The 14696-nt window shown below is 64.2% G+C and carries 17 protein-coding genes and 1 tRNA gene; 15 read left to right on the top strand and 3 right to left on the bottom strand.

Annotation, left to right across the window (positions count from 1 at the left end; all coding sequences use genetic code 11):
• The first annotated feature begins 3 nt into the window (after positions 1-3).
• Genes hpaH through ABIB66_RS27905 form a run of 3 tightly spaced genes read left to right on the top strand, consistent with a single transcriptional unit; the run spans position 4 to position 2114 of the window.
• Entirely contained in the window at positions 4-807 is an 804-nt protein-coding gene (gene hpaH / locus ABIB66_RS27915) for a 2-oxo-hept-4-ene-1,7-dioate hydratase (RefSeq protein ID WP_354209581.1), read from the top strand.
• 25 nt (positions 808-832) lie between these two features.
• Positions 833-1225 carry a RidA family protein gene (locus ABIB66_RS27910; protein ID WP_354209580.1) on the top strand — a complete coding sequence of 131 codons (393 nt, stop codon included), beginning with the start codon at positions 833-835 and terminating at the stop codon, positions 1223-1225.
• 13 nt (positions 1226-1238) lie between these two features.
• Positions 1239-2114 (top strand): amidohydrolase family protein, encoded by an 876-nt coding sequence (locus tag ABIB66_RS27905; protein ID WP_354209579.1) that lies wholly within the window; start codon positions 1239-1241, stop codon positions 2112-2114.
• 140 nt (positions 2115-2254) lie between these two features.
• Here ABIB66_RS27905 and ABIB66_RS27900 read toward each other — a convergent pair whose 3' ends face one another.
• Positions 2255-3262: an LLM class flavin-dependent oxidoreductase gene (locus tag ABIB66_RS27900; protein WP_354209578.1), complete on the bottom strand. Its 1008-nt coding sequence runs from the start codon at positions 3260-3262 to the stop codon at positions 2255-2257.
• Between the two features lie 229 nt (positions 3263-3491).
• On the opposite strand from ABIB66_RS27900, the gene ABIB66_RS27895 reads away from it, so the two are divergent.
• From ABIB66_RS27895 to ABIB66_RS27880, 4 genes are all read left to right on the top strand, one after another.
• Entirely contained in the window at positions 3492-3914 is a 423-nt protein-coding gene (locus ABIB66_RS27895) for an MgtC/SapB family protein (protein ID WP_275174002.1), read from the top strand.
• A 135-nt stretch (positions 3915-4049) separates the two neighbouring features.
• Entirely contained in the window at positions 4050-4553 is a 504-nt protein-coding gene (locus ABIB66_RS27890; RefSeq protein WP_354209577.1) for a peptidase associated/transthyretin-like domain-containing protein, read from the top strand.
• Between the two features lie 11 nt (positions 4554-4564).
• Positions 4565-5194: a ferric reductase-like transmembrane domain-containing protein gene (locus tag ABIB66_RS27885; RefSeq protein ID WP_354209576.1), complete on the top strand. Its 630-nt coding sequence runs from the start codon at positions 4565-4567 to the stop codon at positions 5192-5194.
• Between the two features lie 195 nt (positions 5195-5389).
• Positions 5390-5866, top strand: coding sequence for a Crp/Fnr family transcriptional regulator (locus ABIB66_RS27880; protein ID WP_354209575.1), 477 nt, complete (start codon positions 5390-5392; stop codon positions 5864-5866).
• A 1391-nt stretch (positions 5867-7257) separates the two neighbouring features.
• Here the strand turns inward: ABIB66_RS27880 and ABIB66_RS27875 are convergent.
• Positions 7258-7332 (bottom strand) — tRNA-Thr (locus ABIB66_RS27875).
• A gap of 315 nt (positions 7333-7647) precedes the next feature.
• Between ABIB66_RS27875 and ABIB66_RS27870 the strand changes: the two genes are divergently transcribed.
• The 5 genes from ABIB66_RS27870 to ABIB66_RS27850 all read left to right on the top strand — a co-directional run bounded on the left by ABIB66_RS27870 (position 7648) and on the right by ABIB66_RS27850 (position 11776).
• Positions 7648-7860, top strand: a complete 213-nt coding sequence (locus tag ABIB66_RS27870) for a hypothetical protein (protein WP_354209558.1) — start codon at positions 7648-7650, stop codon at positions 7858-7860.
• 26 nt (positions 7861-7886) lie between these two features.
• Positions 7887-9593, top strand: a complete 1707-nt coding sequence (locus ABIB66_RS27865) for an FAD-dependent oxidoreductase (RefSeq protein WP_354062778.1) — start codon at positions 7887-7889, stop codon at positions 9591-9593.
• A 238-nt stretch (positions 9594-9831) separates the two neighbouring features.
• The gene (locus ABIB66_RS27860; RefSeq protein WP_007615494.1) at positions 9832-10140 is read left to right on the top strand and encodes an EthD family reductase; all 309 of its coding nucleotides are present in this window, start codon (positions 9832-9834) and stop codon (positions 10138-10140) included.
• Positions 10141-10422: 282 nt separating this feature from the next.
• The gene (locus ABIB66_RS27855; RefSeq protein WP_354209557.1) at positions 10423-10932 is read left to right on the top strand and encodes a hypothetical protein; all 510 of its coding nucleotides are present in this window, start codon (positions 10423-10425) and stop codon (positions 10930-10932) included.
• A gap of 19 nt (positions 10933-10951) precedes the next feature.
• On the top strand, positions 10952-11776 hold the full coding sequence (locus ABIB66_RS27850; RefSeq protein ID WP_275173981.1) for an alpha/beta fold hydrolase: 825 nt from the start codon (positions 10952-10954) through the stop codon (positions 11774-11776).
• A 6-nt stretch (positions 11777-11782) separates the two neighbouring features.
• On the opposite strand, the gene ABIB66_RS27845 is transcribed toward ABIB66_RS27850, so the two are convergent.
• Positions 11783-12436 (bottom strand): TetR/AcrR family transcriptional regulator, encoded by a 654-nt coding sequence (locus ABIB66_RS27845; protein WP_354209556.1) that lies wholly within the window; start codon positions 12434-12436, stop codon positions 11783-11785.
• Between the two features lie 83 nt (positions 12437-12519).
• On the opposite strand from ABIB66_RS27845, the gene ABIB66_RS27840 reads away from it, so the two are divergent.
• The 3 genes from ABIB66_RS27840 (at position 12520) to ABIB66_RS27830 (ending at position 14662) form a co-directional block, all read left to right on the top strand.
• Positions 12520-13458 (top strand): SDR family oxidoreductase, encoded by a 939-nt coding sequence (locus ABIB66_RS27840; protein ID WP_354209555.1) that lies wholly within the window; start codon positions 12520-12522, stop codon positions 13456-13458.
• A 26-nt stretch (positions 13459-13484) separates the two neighbouring features.
• Positions 13485-14144 carry an NAD(P)H-binding protein gene (locus tag ABIB66_RS27835; protein WP_354209554.1) on the top strand — a complete coding sequence of 220 codons (660 nt, stop codon included), beginning with the start codon at positions 13485-13487 and terminating at the stop codon, positions 14142-14144.
• A gap of 80 nt (positions 14145-14224) precedes the next feature.
• The gene (locus ABIB66_RS27830) at positions 14225-14662 is read left to right on the top strand and encodes a DUF2948 family protein (protein WP_354209553.1); all 438 of its coding nucleotides are present in this window, start codon (positions 14225-14227) and stop codon (positions 14660-14662) included.
• Positions 14663-14696 lie beyond the last annotated feature (34 nt).

Here is a 14696-nt window from a genome sequence, read left to right as displayed (position 1 = left end):
GCCATGCTGGATGCCGCCACCATCGAACGCCTTGCCGCGCGGCTCGACGAAGCCGAGCGCACCAAGACGCTGATCACGATGTTCACGAAAGATTGTCCCGATTTCAGCATCGAGGATGCCTATGCCGTTCAGCGCGCCTGGACAAAACTTCAGCTCGGTCGCGGCCGGGTCATCAAGGGCCACAAGATCGGCCTGACCTCGAAGGCGATGCAGAACGCGGTCGGCATTTCCGAGCCCGACTACGGCGTGCTGTTCGCCGACATGTTCTATGCCGATGCCACGCCTATCCCGTTCGACCGCTTTCACGCACCGCGAATCGAAGTCGAACTCGCCTTCGTGTTGAAGGCGCCGCTGCGCGGGCCCGATTGCACCATCTTCGACGTGCTCAACGCCACCGACTACGTGACCCCGGCGCTGGAGATTCTGGAGACGCGCATGCACCGCGTCGATCCCGAAACTGGCAAGGCGCGAAAGGTCATGGACACGATCTCGGACAACGCGGCGAACGCCGCGCTGGTGCTCGGCGGCCGGCCGTTCCGTTCGATGGATGCGGACATGCGCTGGATCGGCGCGCTGCTGTTCCGCAACGGCGAGGTCGAGGAAACCGGGCTTGCCGCCGGTGTGCTCAATCATCCCGCCAACGGCATCGCTTGGCTCGCCAACCGCCTCGCGCCGCATGACGAGCATCTCGCCGCCGGCGAGGTGGTGCTGGCGGGATCGTTCACGCGGCCGGTCGACATCCGCCGCGGCGACACTTTTCATGCCGACTATGGCGCGTTCGGCTCGGTGTCGTGCCAGTTCGTCTGAACCAATAAGCAAGAGGGATCGCACAATGATTGGTCAAACGCGGCGCAAGAGCATCCATATCGGCGGCTTCAAGCACGCCAACCCGATTCCGAACGCCTGCCGCATCGGCAACCTCGTGATGTCGGGCGTCATCCTCGGCCGCGATGCGGCCGGCACAATGCCCGAGAGCCTGGACGCGCAATGCGCCAACATGTTCGCGCATATGAAGGCGACGGTCGAGGCCGCCGGCGGCACCACGGACGACATCATTAAGATGACGGTGTGGCTGAAGGACCGTACGCAACGCGGGCCCGTGAATGTCGAGTGGCTGAAGATGTTTCCGGACGAGCATTCGCGCCCGGCGCGCCACGCGCTGCCGATGGACAACATGGACGGCGACGCGCTGGTGCAGTGCGACTTCACCGCCATGATCGACTGAGGGAGTTTTGCGCATGCCGACCTATCTGCCGTTCGACCCGAATCCGCGCCGCCCGGTCAAGGCGCCGCCGCCCAAAACCGTCGACAGCCAGTTTCACGTCCTGGGTCCCGTGGACAAATATCCGGAACGTCCGGGTGCGGCCTATCGGATGCCGACCGCGACCTGGGAAGCGGCGCTGCGCGTGCACAAGACGCTCGGCATCGAGCGCGGCATCATCGTGCAGACCACCACCTATGGCGCCGATCATGCCGTCGTTCTCGACGGTCTCGCCGCGATGGGCCCGAACTATCGCGGCTGCGCCAACGCCCTGGTGTTCGCCGAGGCGAACGACGCTTATCTCGCAAAGCTGCATGACGCAGGTGTTCGCGGCGCGCGCTTCAGCTTCCGCCAGGAGCTCGGCGCCGTGCTGTCGGATGCCGATTTCGCCCGCGCCATTGCGCGCATCCGCGAGCTCGGCTGGTACGTCAAGATCCAGCCCGAGAAGGACGGCATCGTCTCCAGCGTCGCCAAATACGAGAATCTCGACGTGCCCGTGCTGATCGACCACATGGCGCGGCCCGATCCGGAAGCCGGCAGCAACGATCCGAATTTGCGCAAGATGCTCGAGCTGCTCGCCAAGGGCAATTTCTGGGTGATGCTGTCGCTCGGCGAGAAGACCTCGAAGCTCGGCCCACCCTACGATGACGTCATCCCGATCGCGCGCGCCTATATCGAGGCGGCGGTCGACCGCTGCGTTTGGGCCAGCGACTGGCCGCATCCGGTCTCGGTCAAGCAGCCGCCCAACGACGCCGATCTGCTGGAGCTGATGTACCGCTACGCGCCTGATCAGACGGAGCTGGAGAAGATCTTGGTGCACAATCCGGCAAAGCTGTTCGGCTTTCCGGATTGAGGGGAGAGCGGGCACCAAGGCTTCCACAACGTCATGGCCGGGCTAGTCCCGGCCATCCACGCGTCGCCACGCGGCACTAAGAACGTGGATGCCCGGGACAAGCCCGGGCATGACGACCTCGTGAACTGCACCCACTGCGCTCACGCGGCCGGCTGTGAAGCCAGCCTGTCGCGCACCCCAGCCGCAATCTCGAACGAGCGCAGGCGCGCGGCGTGGTCGTAGATCTGGCCCGTGGTCATCAATTCGTCCGCGCCGGTCTCCGCGATCAGCGCCTTCAGCTTCTGCTCGACCACGGCAGGCGAGCCGACCGCCGAGCAGGACAGCGACTGGCCGACCATCGCCTTCTCAGCCGGCGACCACAGCGCGTCCATGTCGTCGACCGGCGGCGGCAGCGGGCCGGGCGTGCCGCGGCGCAGATTGATGAACTGCTGCTGCAGCGATGAGAACATGCGCTGCGCGTCCGCGTCGCTGTCGGCGGCGAACACGTTGACTCCGACCATCGCGTAGGGCTTGTCGAGCTGCGCCGAGGGCTCGAACCGCGCGCGATACTCCCGCAGCGCCGGCATCATCATCTGCGGCGCGAAATGCGAGGCGAACGCGAACGGCAGGCCGAGCATGCCTGCGAGCTGCGCGCCAAAGGTGCTGGATCCCAGGATCCACAGCGGCACCTTCGTCCCCATGCCCGGCACGGCGCGGATGGCCTGGTTCGGCTGCACGTCGCCGAGCAGCGCCTGCAGCTCCAGCACGTCCTGCGGAAAATTCTCGGAACTGGTGGCGAGATCGCGCCGCAGCGCGCGCGCGGTGAACTGGTCGGTGCCTGGCGCGCGGCCGAGCCCGAGATCGATCCGCCCGGGATAGAGCGAGGCCAGCGTGCCGAACTGCTCGGCGATGACCAACGGCGAATGGTTCGGCAGCATGATCCCGCCGGACCCGACCCGGATCGTTTTTGTCCCGCCCGCGACATGCCCGATCACCACCGACGTCGCCGCGCTCGCGATGCCCGTCATGTTGTGATGCTCGGCCAGCCAGAAGCGCTTGTAGCCCCAGGCTTCCGCATGCTGGGCGAGATCGAGCGAATTGCGAAATGCCTGTGATGCGTCTCCGCCCTGACGGATGGGAGCGAGGTCGAGTACGGAGAAAGGGATCATGGGCGGGTCCGGACGGCGCGTGCGATGGGAACGTGGACTCGACATGTAGGAGCCGGCCGCAGGAATACCAGCCGAAGCGATCATTGTGCTGCGCCGCCTCCTTACGCGGAGGCGAAGTCCTCGCTGCTGATGCATGCGGCAAATCCGCCTGCACTGAAACCGCGGGCCGCATTGCGGCGTTGCCGGCCGGTTTGGTCAATGGCGACGATTTTCATTTCGGGGGCTTTCTTTGGACAGATTCAACATCGGCGTTCATGTCGTTGCGCTGGCTGCGGCCTTCGCGCTCGCCGTTCCCATTGGCTGGGATCGCGAGAAGCGGGCGCGAAGCGCGGGCTTGCGCACCTTTCCGCTGGTCGCAATGGCAAGCTGCGGCTTCGTGCAGGCCAGCGAAAGCCTGCTCGTGCATTCGCCTGACGGGATGGCAAAGGTGATCGAGGGCCTCATCACCGGCATCGGCTTCATCGGCGGTGGCGCTATTCTCAAGCAGGGAAATTCGGTGCAGGGCACCGCGACGGCCGCGAGCCTCTGGGCGACCGGCGCCATCGGCGTCTCCGTCGGGCTCGGCGCTTACGATGTCGCGGTGACGGTCGCCGTATTCACGTTCTTGACGCTTCGCTTGTTGACGCTGGTCAAGGAAGACGACGATCATTGATGCATATGCGGGCGGCCTGCACCCCGTTCACAACACCGTCATTGCGACCCGTTGCGCCCCTCGGCCCAACTGGGCGTCTGGCGCCTGTTGTTGTACACTCACTAACCCAATCGACGCTCGCCAGGAGGAACCGACATGACCGCGGTCGTACTTAATCGCCGGAGCCTCCTCGCCGCGGGCGGCTCGATCGTAGCAACCGGGGTCTTGGCAACCGGTGTTCCCGGCCTGCTGTTGCCGGCCCGCGCGGACGGCCTTGCACCGACCGAAACGATGTCGGGCGGGGCGAACAATTACCGCAAGGGCGCGGCGATCGTGGAGCGGATCGGCAAGGGCGGCTTCTGGATGAGTGGCACCGTCCGCCGCGCCGGCGACGGGGCTCCACTGGCTGGGCAGCGCATCCAGATCTGGGCGCACACCACCGAAGGCCAAGAGCACGAGCCGCAGAGTCATGGGGCCACGCTGACCGACAAGGACGGCAAGTTCCGGCTCGAGATGCCGCAGATCATTCCCATCTTCGGTCAGCCGCATGGCCACCTCGCCTATGACAGCGGCGAGTTCAAAACAGTCTTTCTGCGGCCGGTGATGCGGAGCGCAAAGGAAACCAGCCTCGAGGCGCACTTCGTCCTGCAGGCGGCCTGATCGCATTGGAGATGCAGGGGCGGAGATCGGCCCGGGCGCCCCTGATCTGGGTCGCCCTTGCCTTGGCCATCGGCGTGCCGATCGCGCTCGCTGCGGGAAGCGAACAGCTCGCATGGCGCGGCCCGGTCTACATCCTCGCCGGCTTCGCCGGGATCATTGCGCTCGGTCTCGTGCTCGTTCAGCCCCTGCTGATCGGCGGATATCTGCCGGGCCTGTCGGCCTATCGCGGCCGGCGCGCCCATCAGTGGATCGGCGGCGCGCTCGCTCTGGCGATGGTGATCCATGTCGCCGGCCTCTGGATCACCAGTCCGCCCGATATGATCGACGCTCTGACCTATACCTCACCGACGCCGTTCTCCCCCTTCGGCGTGACCGCCATGTGGGCCATCTTCATCGTCGCGCTTCTGGCGCCACTCCGCCGGCGATTGGGCCTGCGGCTGCGCACCTGGCGCATCGTCCATATTCCGCTCGCGATCGTCATCGTCGCAGGCAGCGTCGCCCATTGCCTGCTGATCGAGGGGACAATGGAGACGGTGTCGAAGGGGGCGCTGTGCGCAGCCGTGCTCGCGGCGACCGTCAAGGTCATGGTTGATCTCTGGAGAAGGCGAACGTTGCGCGGCGAGAGTGTTGCGCGGCAGTAAGCGTAGGGTGGGCAAAGGCGCGTAGCGCCGTGCCCACCATCTATCTATCAATAGTGGTTGGTGGGCACGCTTCGCTTTGCCCACCCTACGAGCTACGAAATTTTCACTGACCGCCTTGTTCCAACACGTTGAGCATCGTCAGCGCCGATGTCTCCTCTGCTTGCCGCTGATGGCGCCGAGGCTTATCCTCACGAGATGGCCGTCAGTGTCCCCGACCTGAAAGCATTCCTGCTCGCCACACCGTTCTTCGGCGGTATCCCGGATCAAAGTCTCGACCTCCTGATGTCGATGCTGGTCGAGTGCCGATTTGATACCGGAGCAACCGTCGTGACGGAGGGCGATCCCGGACGCTCGCTGTTCATCGTCAAGTCCGGCCGGCTGGCGGTGAGCAAACGGGCGAATTCGGGAAGCGTCATCCCGATTTCCGTTCTGGAGCCCGGCGATTTCTTCGGTGAAATGACGCTGATCGAAATGCAGAATCGATCCGCCACGGTGGTCGCGGAGAGTCCGACCGTGCTTTACGAGCTGACGGCCCAGAAGCTCTACGCCTGCTACAAGGCCGATATCCACGCCTACGTGATCGTCCTGCAGAACATCAATCGCGAGCTTTGCCGACGGCTGCGCCGCAGCGACGATCGCTTTGCGGGGTATCAGATGGGTGACGAGAAGTGATCAAGTGATAATGCGTAAGGATGGGTAGAGCACTTGCGAAACCCATCATGTTTCGCCACCGCACGATGCTTCGATGGGTTTCGCTTCGCTCTACCCATCCTACGAGTTTGCGATCATGCATGCTTGGCCACCGAACAATTCCTTAGCTGCGCCGGGACTTGACGAGGCGGGTGGCTCCTTTGGCCCCTGCAACTCCACCTAGAGCAAAGCAAACGAGGATTCCAATGAGCACAACGAGCGTCCAATCGCCATGAATGCCTCCCTTTACGCGACTCAGAACCGAGGTTCCGATCAGCATAGCCGCGAATCCGAGAACGGCTCCACAAAGCGTGAAGCCCACCAATCGCGCGAGCAGGACGATCGATGACGTTCGTTTCACGCCACTCATTTGTGGGAATGCTCTAATTTGTGCCCGGCTCCGGGATGATGCGCATTTGGCCAAGCATCCCTTTCCATCCGCAGTTCGGACATCGGACCGCGGCTCTTTCATCGTCGTGAGGATTTGCGCCTTCTTGATAGTCAAAGCCAGGGCTTTGACATTCTGGGCAACAACCCATCCCAATTCGCTTGACGATCTTTTCCCACGCCATTCGACTATTCCAGATTGCCGAATATTAGTTGCTCGCAGTGACGCTGAGACCCCCTGTCGCAGGATTGCCTCTTGGATTCGCCGAGTATGTCGAAAGCAGCACGCGTGGCCAAGGGCGACCCGTCGGGCAAAACACCCGCCTCCCGCAAAACCCCGTCAATCCCCTCCCATAAAAATATTCCACTTTACCGAAATTCGGAATCGCAGTATCAATCCGTCATCCCGGTCCAGGGAGAGGGGCGATCGTCCGTCGTAACGAAACGTGGATCGGGGAGCGGTGGACGCGGCAGCGTCGGGCACGAAGGCGGGACCAGGGCGAGATGAACCTCGTGAGGTCTTGCCTAGGGTGCGGACGAACGGCGCCAACGCCCTGCGAAGCCCTTTGGGCGAAGCAGGACGTGTCCGGCGAAGCCTTTGGGCGAAGCCGGATCGCTGCGTACGGCAAAATCGTGTGGTCCTGGCCGTCGTTGCTACGGTCAAGCCTTGCGGAGATGCATCGGGGCTCTACCGGGTCTCAATGCATCGTCAATTCGCAAGGCGACGGCGACAAAAAGGAACTCGTCGCCGGGGAGAGCGCGGCATAAGCCGTCAACCCACTGCGCAGGGAAGGCCGAGTGTTCGGCGTCACCTGTATGCTGCTGTGCGGTCTTTTTGCGCTACACTTTCGCGCAGCGGACCGCGGGTGCCAGCCGGCACCCGGTCTTCCCTGCGCCCTCTTCACAGAAGAGGGTCAAGGTAGAAGCAAAACTCGGGCATCTCATGCCGCGAGAAGGCTGCTTCACGTGTGATTTGAGCCAGGGAATGGTGCTGCCAGACAGGATTGAACTGTCGACCTCTCCATTACCAATGGAGTGCTCTACCACTGAGCTACGGCAGCATGTGCTGGGGTAAGAATCGGCCGCCACGAGGGGCCTACCAAGCGGGCCGATATCTGCCACAAGCCCCCCTCCTGTGCAAGCTTGCTAGCTCCGCCAAACCGATAAAATCGGGCCGGTATCGAGGCCAAAATGCCTGTTTTGGCTCGAAACGGCCGACTTTCCCCGGATTCGGTTCCGATATCCCCACCCAACTGGCCAGTTGCCGGATGCGCCGGATTCGATCCATTTCGATTTTCGCACGATCGGATCGCGCGGGCCTCTTGAGCTGCCTTATTCCTCGGGCATGTTATCGCCGATCGCTGTAATGGACCCCGATGGCAGACGAGAACGACAAGGGCGACCGACAGGAGTCGAGACAGGCGAGGGCGTCCCGCGACGACCGGCTCAAATCGGCGCTGCGCGAAAACCTGAAACGGCGAAAGATGCAGGCGCGCGAACGGGCCACAAGTGGCGGCCCCTCGCAGAACGAAGATGATTCCCTAAATGAGGGGACCGCCGGCGAGATGGCCGGCAAGACCGGCGACTAGAATTTTTTGGAGTGCATGACGTGGCAATGGGGCAGGACGAATCGCAACGACCCGACGGTGACGCGCAGATGTCGCGGTTCACCCGCCCTGAACAGACCTTTCCGACGCTGACATCGGCCGAGATCGAGCGGATGAGACATTTCGGCGAGGTCCGCAACTATGCTGATGGGGAATTCCTGTTCGAGACCGGCAAGCCGGGGCCCGGCATGTTCGTCGTGCTGAAGGGCCACGTCGCCATCACCCAGCGCGACGGCCTTGGCCATGTCACCCCATTGATCGACCAGGGGCCGGGGCAATTTTTGGCCGAGCTCAGCCAGCTCTCGGGACGGCCGGCGCTGGTCGACGGCCGCGCCGAAGGCGAAGTCGAGACGCTGCTGTTGCCGCCGGAGCGGCTGCGCGCGCTGCTGGTCGCCGAGGCCGAGCTCGGCGAGCGCATCATGCGCGCGCTGATCCTGCGCCGGGTCAATCTGCTCCAGGGCGGCGTCGGCGGCGTGGTGCTGATCGGCCCGTCGCATTCGGCAGGTGTGGTGCGGCTGCAGGGCTTCCTCACCCGCAACGGCCAGCCGCATCATCTGCTGGATCCCGCGCGCGATCGCGACGCAGCCGACGTCATCGCGCGTTATTCGCCCAAGCCGGACGACTGGCCGCTGGTCGTCACCCCCGATGGTGCGGTGCTGCGCAATCCCGGCGAAACCGAGCTTGCACGCGCGATCGGCATGATCGGCGGCCCGCGCAACGACCGTATCTACGACGTCGCGATCGTCGGCTCCGGGCCGGCCGGGCTCGCCACCGCCGTGTATGCCGCATCCGAAGGCCTCTCGGTCGCCGTGCTCGACACCCGCGCCTTCGGCGGCCAGGCCGGCGCCAGCGCGCGCATCGAAAACTATCTGGGCTTTCCGACCGGAATTTCCGGCCAGGCCCTGACCGCGCGCGCCTTCAACCAGGCGCAAAAGTTCGGCGCGGAAATCATGATCCCGGTCACGGTGAAGTCGCTCGACTGCACGCGCAAGGATGGCGCGTTTTCGGTGGCGCTTGACGGCTGCGACCCGCTGCATTCGCGCGCGGTGGTGGTCGCCAGCGGCGCGCGCTATCGCCGGCCCGAGATCGAGAACCTCGATAAATTCGAAGGCCGCGGCGTCTGGTATTGGGCCTCGCCGGTCGAGGCGAAGCTGTGCGCCGGCGAGGAGGTCGCGCTGGTCGGCGCCGGCAACTCCGCGGGGCAGGCCGCTGTTTTCCTCTCGGGGCACGCCAAGAAAGTGCTGATGATCATCCGCGGCGGCGGCCTCGGCGCCAGCATGTCGCGCTATCTCATCGAGCGCATCGAAGCCACGCCGAACATCGAACTGATGTTCAACACCGAGATCACGGCGCTCGAAGGCGACGAGGCCTCGCTGCTGCGGCGCATCCGCTGGAAGAGCCGGCTCTCGAGCGACGAGGATTTTGCCGACATCCGCAATCTCTTCCTGTTCGTTGGCGCGGATCCCGCCACCAACTGGCTCGACGGCTGCGGCGTGACGCTCGATCGCGGCGGCTTCGTCGTGACAGGCGCGCAGTCCGAGCAGAACCAGGGCCGGCTGGTGGCCCCGCTGGAGACGTCGGTGCCCGGCGTCTACGCCGTCGGCGATGTCCGCTCCGGCTCGGTAAAGCGCGTCGGCGGCGCCATCGGCGAAGGCGCGCAGGTCGTTGCCTCCCTGCACGGCTATCTCGGCGACGCTGCAAAACCGGCGCTTTAGTCAAGGACAAGACAAGTAAATGGCAAGTCGATTGAGGCTTGCCATCTTGCCGGGTGATGCGTGACTATCTCCTCATCCTGAGGAGCGCGCATTGCGCGCGTCTCGAAGGATGAAGGCCCGGATGCAACAGCCGGGCCTGCATGGTTCGCGCGGCGATGCGCAAGCATCGTCCGCAGGGGCGCTCGCGCGCCTCCTCACCATGAGGATCGACAAAGAAAACGCTTAACGGGAGGACTAAATGGCTGAAATCGTCGTGCTGTATAAAACGCCCACGGATGCTGCGGCCTTCGACAAATATTATGCCGAGACCCACATTCCGCTCGCGAAGAAACTTCCAGGCCTGAAGAAGTACGCCATCAGCAAGGGGCCGGTCGGCTCCCCCGCTGGACCTTCCGGAATCCATCTCGTTGCCATTCTCACCTTCGACAGCACGGCCGACATCCAGGCGGCATTCGCTAGCCCGGAAGGTAAGGCGACCGGCGCTGACGTGCCGAAATTCGCCAGCGGCGGCGCCGACCTCTTGATCTTCGACACCAAGGAAGTGTGAGCCGCGATTCGACGTATGTCGTGTAGCCCGGATGGAGCGTAGCGTAATCCGGGGCCGCTGCATTTGCATGCGAGAATCCCGGATTACGCTATCGCTCCATCCGAGCTACGCACCACAAATTGCCGTCGTTTGTGACAGCGTTGCAAAAAATTCAGCCATGCGTTTTTCGATTCGCACGATGCCGCATGGCTGCGCACGCATGTGTGACACCAGCGCATGTGGCAATTCGATGAGGACCGTAATATCAATCCCGATCTCAATGCGGAGAGTAGGAGAGATGTCATGGTTCTTGGGTTGAGCTTGCCCGCCTTCACGCTGGTTCATGTCATCATCAGCCTGATCGGCATCGCGGCCGGCCTCGTCGTGATGTTCGGCCTGCTCGGCTCGAAGTCGATGCCGGGCCTCACCGCGATTTTCCTGCTGTTCACGATCCTCACCAGCGCCACCGGCTTCCTGTTTCCGTTCAAGGAGCTGCTGCCGTCGCATATCATCGGCATCATCTCGCTGGTCCTGCTCGCGATCGCCTGCCTCGCGCTCTACGGCATGAAGCTCGCTGGTGTCTGGCGCCCGATCTACATCGTGACCGCGATGATCTCGCTGTATTTCAACGTCTTCGTGCTGGTGATCCAGTCGTTCCTGAAGGTGCCGGCGCTCGCCGCGCTCGCACCCGCCGTGGCGCCGGCGCCGCCCGGAGGCCCCGTGTTCGCCGTAGTGCAGGGCCTCGTGCTGGTGTTCTTCGTGGTGCTCACCATCGGCGCCTGGCGCCGCTTCAAGCCGATGGCGTTCGCCTGATCATTCAAGGAGCCTGACAATGCCTATCATCACCACCAAGGACGGCGTCGAGATCTTCTACAAGGACTGGGGCTCGGGCCAGCCGATCGTGTTCAGCCATGGCTGGCCGCTATCGGCTGACGACTGGGACGCGCAGATGATGTTCTTCGTCACCCATGGCTATCGCGTCATCGCGCATGATCGCCGCGGCCATGGCCGTTCGTCGCAGGTCGCCGACGGCCACGACATGGATCATTATGCCGATGATCTCGCGGCCGTGACCGCCCATCTCGACCTCAAGAATGCGATCCATGTCGGCCACTCCACCGGCGGCGGCGAAGTGGTGCATTACATCGCGCGCCATGGCGAGAGCCGGGTGGCGAAGGCCGCGATCCTCTCCGCAGTGCCGCCGCTGATGCTGCAGACCGCGGCCAATCCCGGCGGCCTGCCCAAGAGCGTGTTCGATGATTTCCAGGTGCAGCTCGCTGCCGGCCGCGCCAGCTTCTACCGCGACATCGCGGCCGGCCCCTTCTATGGCTACAATCGTCCCGGCGCAAAGCCGTCGGAAGCGGTGATCCAGAACTGGTGGCGCCAGGGCATGATGGGCGGCGCGAAGGCGCATTACGACGGCATCGTCGCGTTCTCGCAAACCGACTTCACTGAGGATTTGAAGAAGATCAGTGTGCCGGTGCTGGTGATGCACGGCGACGACGACCAGATCGTGCCTTACGCCGATTCCGCGCCACTGTCGGCCAAGCTGCTCAAGAACGGCACGCTGAAGACCTACAAGGGTTTTCCGCACGGCATGCCGACGACGCACGCCGAGACCATCAACGCGGACCTGCTGGCGTTTTTCAAGGAGTGAGCGGCATCACGCCAATATCGCCCTGATCGCGTCGAAGGTGCGCTTGACGAAAACTTCTGGCTTCTCCCGCGCCCCTCCGCCGATCCAGCTCTCGCCGCCGACGCGCATCGCGCCGGTGGCGATCATGGCGACGAGCCGCGCCTTCAACTGCTCCGATTTGTTTCTGGCGCGCTGGGCGAGCCCTTCGGCCAGCGCCCGCTCGAGCTTCTCGTATTTGAGCTGATCGCGCGCCCGAAGCGCGGGATTGTCGCGCTTGAGCCGCGACATTGCCGCAGCCTCAGCCGGATCGATCCGCTTGAGCGCCGCCGCGATCGCGTTCTCCGCCGCGGTCAGCATGGTTTCGCCCGCCGGCCGCGCCACGACCTCCGCGACCAGCGCGGCGGCGGCGCCTTCCTGCCAGGCCGCGACCACGTCCTCTTTCGAGGCGAAGTAATGGAAGAAGCTGCGTCGCGACACGTCCGCCGCGGCCGCGATGTCGTCGATGGTCGTGGCCTCGAAGCCGCGCTCCAGGAATAGTGCCATCGCCCCGCGGGTCAACCGCTCGCGGGTCTCTTGCAATTTGCGCTGGCGCAGGCCGGGACCATCGGCGGACTTTGCTCCTGCCGGCAATGGCTTGGTGCGCCTGTTGATTGATTTCCCGGCGACCTTGGAAAGCTTCAAATCATTTCACCACTTGCAAAGTTGCACCCAGTGCACATTTAGAACCGTCGCGGGGCTTTTCCCAGCCCCGACGGAGCTATGGCATGACCGACTGGACCACGGCAGACATCCCCTCCCTCAGCGGCAAGACTGCCGTCGTGACCGGAGCGACCGGCGGCCTCGGCTACGAGACAGCCATGGCGCTGGCAGGCGCCGGGGCCATCGTCATACTCACAGGGCGCAACGACGCAAAGGGTCTGCGCGGGATCGAGGGCATTTGCGAGCGCTTTCCGAATGCGCTGATCGCCTACGAGCATCTCGACCTCGCCAGCCTCGCCTCCGTCGCCGATTTTACCAGGCGCTTTGCCGCCGGCAACGAGCAGCTCGACCTGCTCGTCAACAATGCCGGCGTGATGGCGCTGCCGAAGCGGCAGCAGACGGCGGACGGTTTCGAGATGCAGCTCGGCACCAATTATCTCGGTCATTACGCCTTGACGGCGCAGCTGTTGCCGCAGCTTCGCCGGGCGAAGGCGGCTCGAGTCGTCAACGTCTCGAGCCTTGCGCACCGCTCCGGGGCGATCAATTTCGACGATTTGCAGGCTAGGCATTCCTATCGTCCGTGGCGGGCCTATTGTCAGTCCAAGCTGGCGATGCTGATGTTTTCGCTGGAATTGCAGCGCCGCAGTCTCGCCGCAGGCTGGGGTCTGACCAGCCTTGCCGCACATCCCGGCTACGCGCGGACCGACCTTATTGCGAACGGGCCGGGTGCGAACACGTTCCAGTCGCGTGTGAGCCGGTGGCTGCAGCCTTTCATCAGCCAGTCTGCCGCGGAAGGCGCGCTGCCGATCTTGTTGGCGGCGACCTCGCCGGCGGCGCAGCCCGGCGGCTATTACGGTCCGAACGGGTTCTACGAATTGAAAGGGCCGCCGCGGTCGGCGAAGATCATGCCGCAGGCAAAGGATTTAGCCTCGGCAGCCATGCTGTGGGATGTCTCGGCGACTTTGACCGGTATATCCTTCGACGAGATCGCGGCCGCCGCATGAGCCGCGAGCCTGTCGGGGAGCTCCCGATGCGGATCATCATCTTCGGCGCGACCGGCATGGTCGGGCAGGGCGTCTTGCGTGAATGCCTGGTCGATGCCGGCATCGGCCGCGTGGTTGCGATCGGCCGCAGCCCGACCGGCGTCCGCCACGCCAAGCTCACGGAGATCACGCACGGCGATTTCACGGACTACTCGGCCATCGAAGCGCAGCTCACCGGCTTCGACGCCTGCTTCTTCTGCCTTGGCGTCTCCTCGATCGGCATGAGCGAGGAGCGCTACCGTCACCTCACCTATGACCTCACGCTCGCAGCGGCGACCGCGCTGGCACGGCTCAATCCACAGATGACATTCGTCTATGTCACAGGTGCCGGCACCGATTCCACCGAGCAGGGTTCGCGGATGTGGGCGCGGATCAAGGGCAAGACCGAGAACGATCTGCTCAAGTTGCCGTTCAAGGCGGCCTACATGTTCCGGCCTGGAGCGATCCAGCCGCTCCATGGTGCCCGCTCCAAGACCGCGTGGGTGCAGGCCGTGTATGCAGCAACCCGGCCACTGTGGCCGGTGCTGCGCCGGCTCTCGCCGCGGCTCGTCACCTCGACCGAGCAGATCGGCCGCGCCATGATCCATGTCGTCCGCGCCGGCTATCCCAAGAAGGTGCTGGAGATGGAGGATATCAATAGCCTCTAGTCCAGTGGGGCATTAGTTCTAAGGAAATTTCCCCGCCCGCGCGCGTTGAGCCCTGTCCGCCCGAAGGAGAAGCGCCGTCGATGTCTCCCCAACTCAAACTGATCGCACTCGACGCCGACGACCTCTCCGTGATCTCGGCTCACGTCCAGGACGCCCGCGTGCAGCCCTCTGACATCATCTGGCGACAAAGCGAAAAGCGGCTGGTGGTCGGCATGAGCCGGTTGGACTGGGAGCAGACGCTGGACGGCCAGGCCGAGCCGCGCAGGCTGGTGGCCGCCCTCCGTTTCGACCGCGTGCTCGCGTGCAAGTCGCGCGACATCGACCTCGACGCGCCGGACACTGTCCTGGACCTCGTCGGCATCGAATTCCACGGCCAGGACGCCCCCGGCGGGAGCGCGCTGCTCCTGTTTGCCCAAGGCGGCGCCATCCGCCTCGACGTCGAATGCCTGGAATGTGAGCTGACGGATCTGGGGGCGGATCAGCTGGGGACGGGATTGGAGGCTGAAGGGGAGGGGTGAGGTGGCATGCCAAGGCCTCGCATTCCGCCTTCGC

Source organism: Bradyrhizobium sp. F1.13.3 (assembly GCF_040548265.1).
In the GTDB taxonomy this organism is placed as follows: Bacteria; Pseudomonadota; Alphaproteobacteria; order Rhizobiales; family Xanthobacteraceae; genus Bradyrhizobium.
Note: the sequence above shows the minus strand (reverse complement) of the source record. Positions and strands in the feature narration are given on the sequence as shown.

What these genes read in the sequence shown, in the direction of transcription:
- hpaH (WP_354209581.1), top strand. Translation starts at nt 4, where the DNA reads ATGCTGGATGCCGCCACCATCGAACGCCTTGCCGCGCGGCTCGACGAA.
- ABIB66_RS27910 (WP_354209580.1), top strand. Translation starts at nt 833, where the DNA reads ATGATTGGTCAAACGCGGCGCAAGAGCATCCATATCGGCGGCTTCAAG.
- ABIB66_RS27905 (WP_354209579.1), top strand. Translation starts at nt 1,239, where the DNA reads ATGCCGACCTATCTGCCGTTCGACCCGAATCCGCGCCGCCCGGTCAAG.
- ABIB66_RS27900 (WP_354209578.1), bottom strand. Translation starts at nt 3,262, where the DNA reads ATGATCCCTTTCTCCGTACTCGACCTCGCTCCCATCCGTCAGGGCGGA.
- ABIB66_RS27890 (WP_354209577.1), top strand. Translation starts at nt 4,050, where the DNA reads ATGACCGCGGTCGTACTTAATCGCCGGAGCCTCCTCGCCGCGGGCGGC.
- ABIB66_RS27885 (WP_354209576.1), top strand. Translation starts at nt 4,565, where the DNA reads ATGCAGGGGCGGAGATCGGCCCGGGCGCCCCTGATCTGGGTCGCCCTT.
- ABIB66_RS27880 (WP_354209575.1), top strand. Translation starts at nt 5,390, where the DNA reads ATGGCCGTCAGTGTCCCCGACCTGAAAGCATTCCTGCTCGCCACACCG.
- ABIB66_RS27870 (WP_354209558.1), top strand. Translation starts at nt 7,648, where the DNA reads ATGGCAGACGAGAACGACAAGGGCGACCGACAGGAGTCGAGACAGGCG.
- ABIB66_RS27865 (WP_354062778.1), top strand. Translation starts at nt 7,887, where the DNA reads ATGGGGCAGGACGAATCGCAACGACCCGACGGTGACGCGCAGATGTCG.
- ABIB66_RS27860 (WP_007615494.1), top strand. Translation starts at nt 9,832, where the DNA reads ATGGCTGAAATCGTCGTGCTGTATAAAACGCCCACGGATGCTGCGGCC.
- ABIB66_RS27855 (WP_354209557.1), top strand. Translation starts at nt 10,423, where the DNA reads ATGGTTCTTGGGTTGAGCTTGCCCGCCTTCACGCTGGTTCATGTCATC.
- ABIB66_RS27850 (WP_275173981.1), top strand. Translation starts at nt 10,952, where the DNA reads ATGCCTATCATCACCACCAAGGACGGCGTCGAGATCTTCTACAAGGAC.
- ABIB66_RS27840 (WP_354209555.1), top strand. Translation starts at nt 12,520, where the DNA reads ATGACCGACTGGACCACGGCAGACATCCCCTCCCTCAGCGGCAAGACT.
- ABIB66_RS27835 (WP_354209554.1), top strand. Translation starts at nt 13,485, where the DNA reads ATGCGGATCATCATCTTCGGCGCGACCGGCATGGTCGGGCAGGGCGTC.
- ABIB66_RS27830 (WP_354209553.1), top strand. Translation starts at nt 14,225, where the DNA reads ATGTCTCCCCAACTCAAACTGATCGCACTCGACGCCGACGACCTCTCC.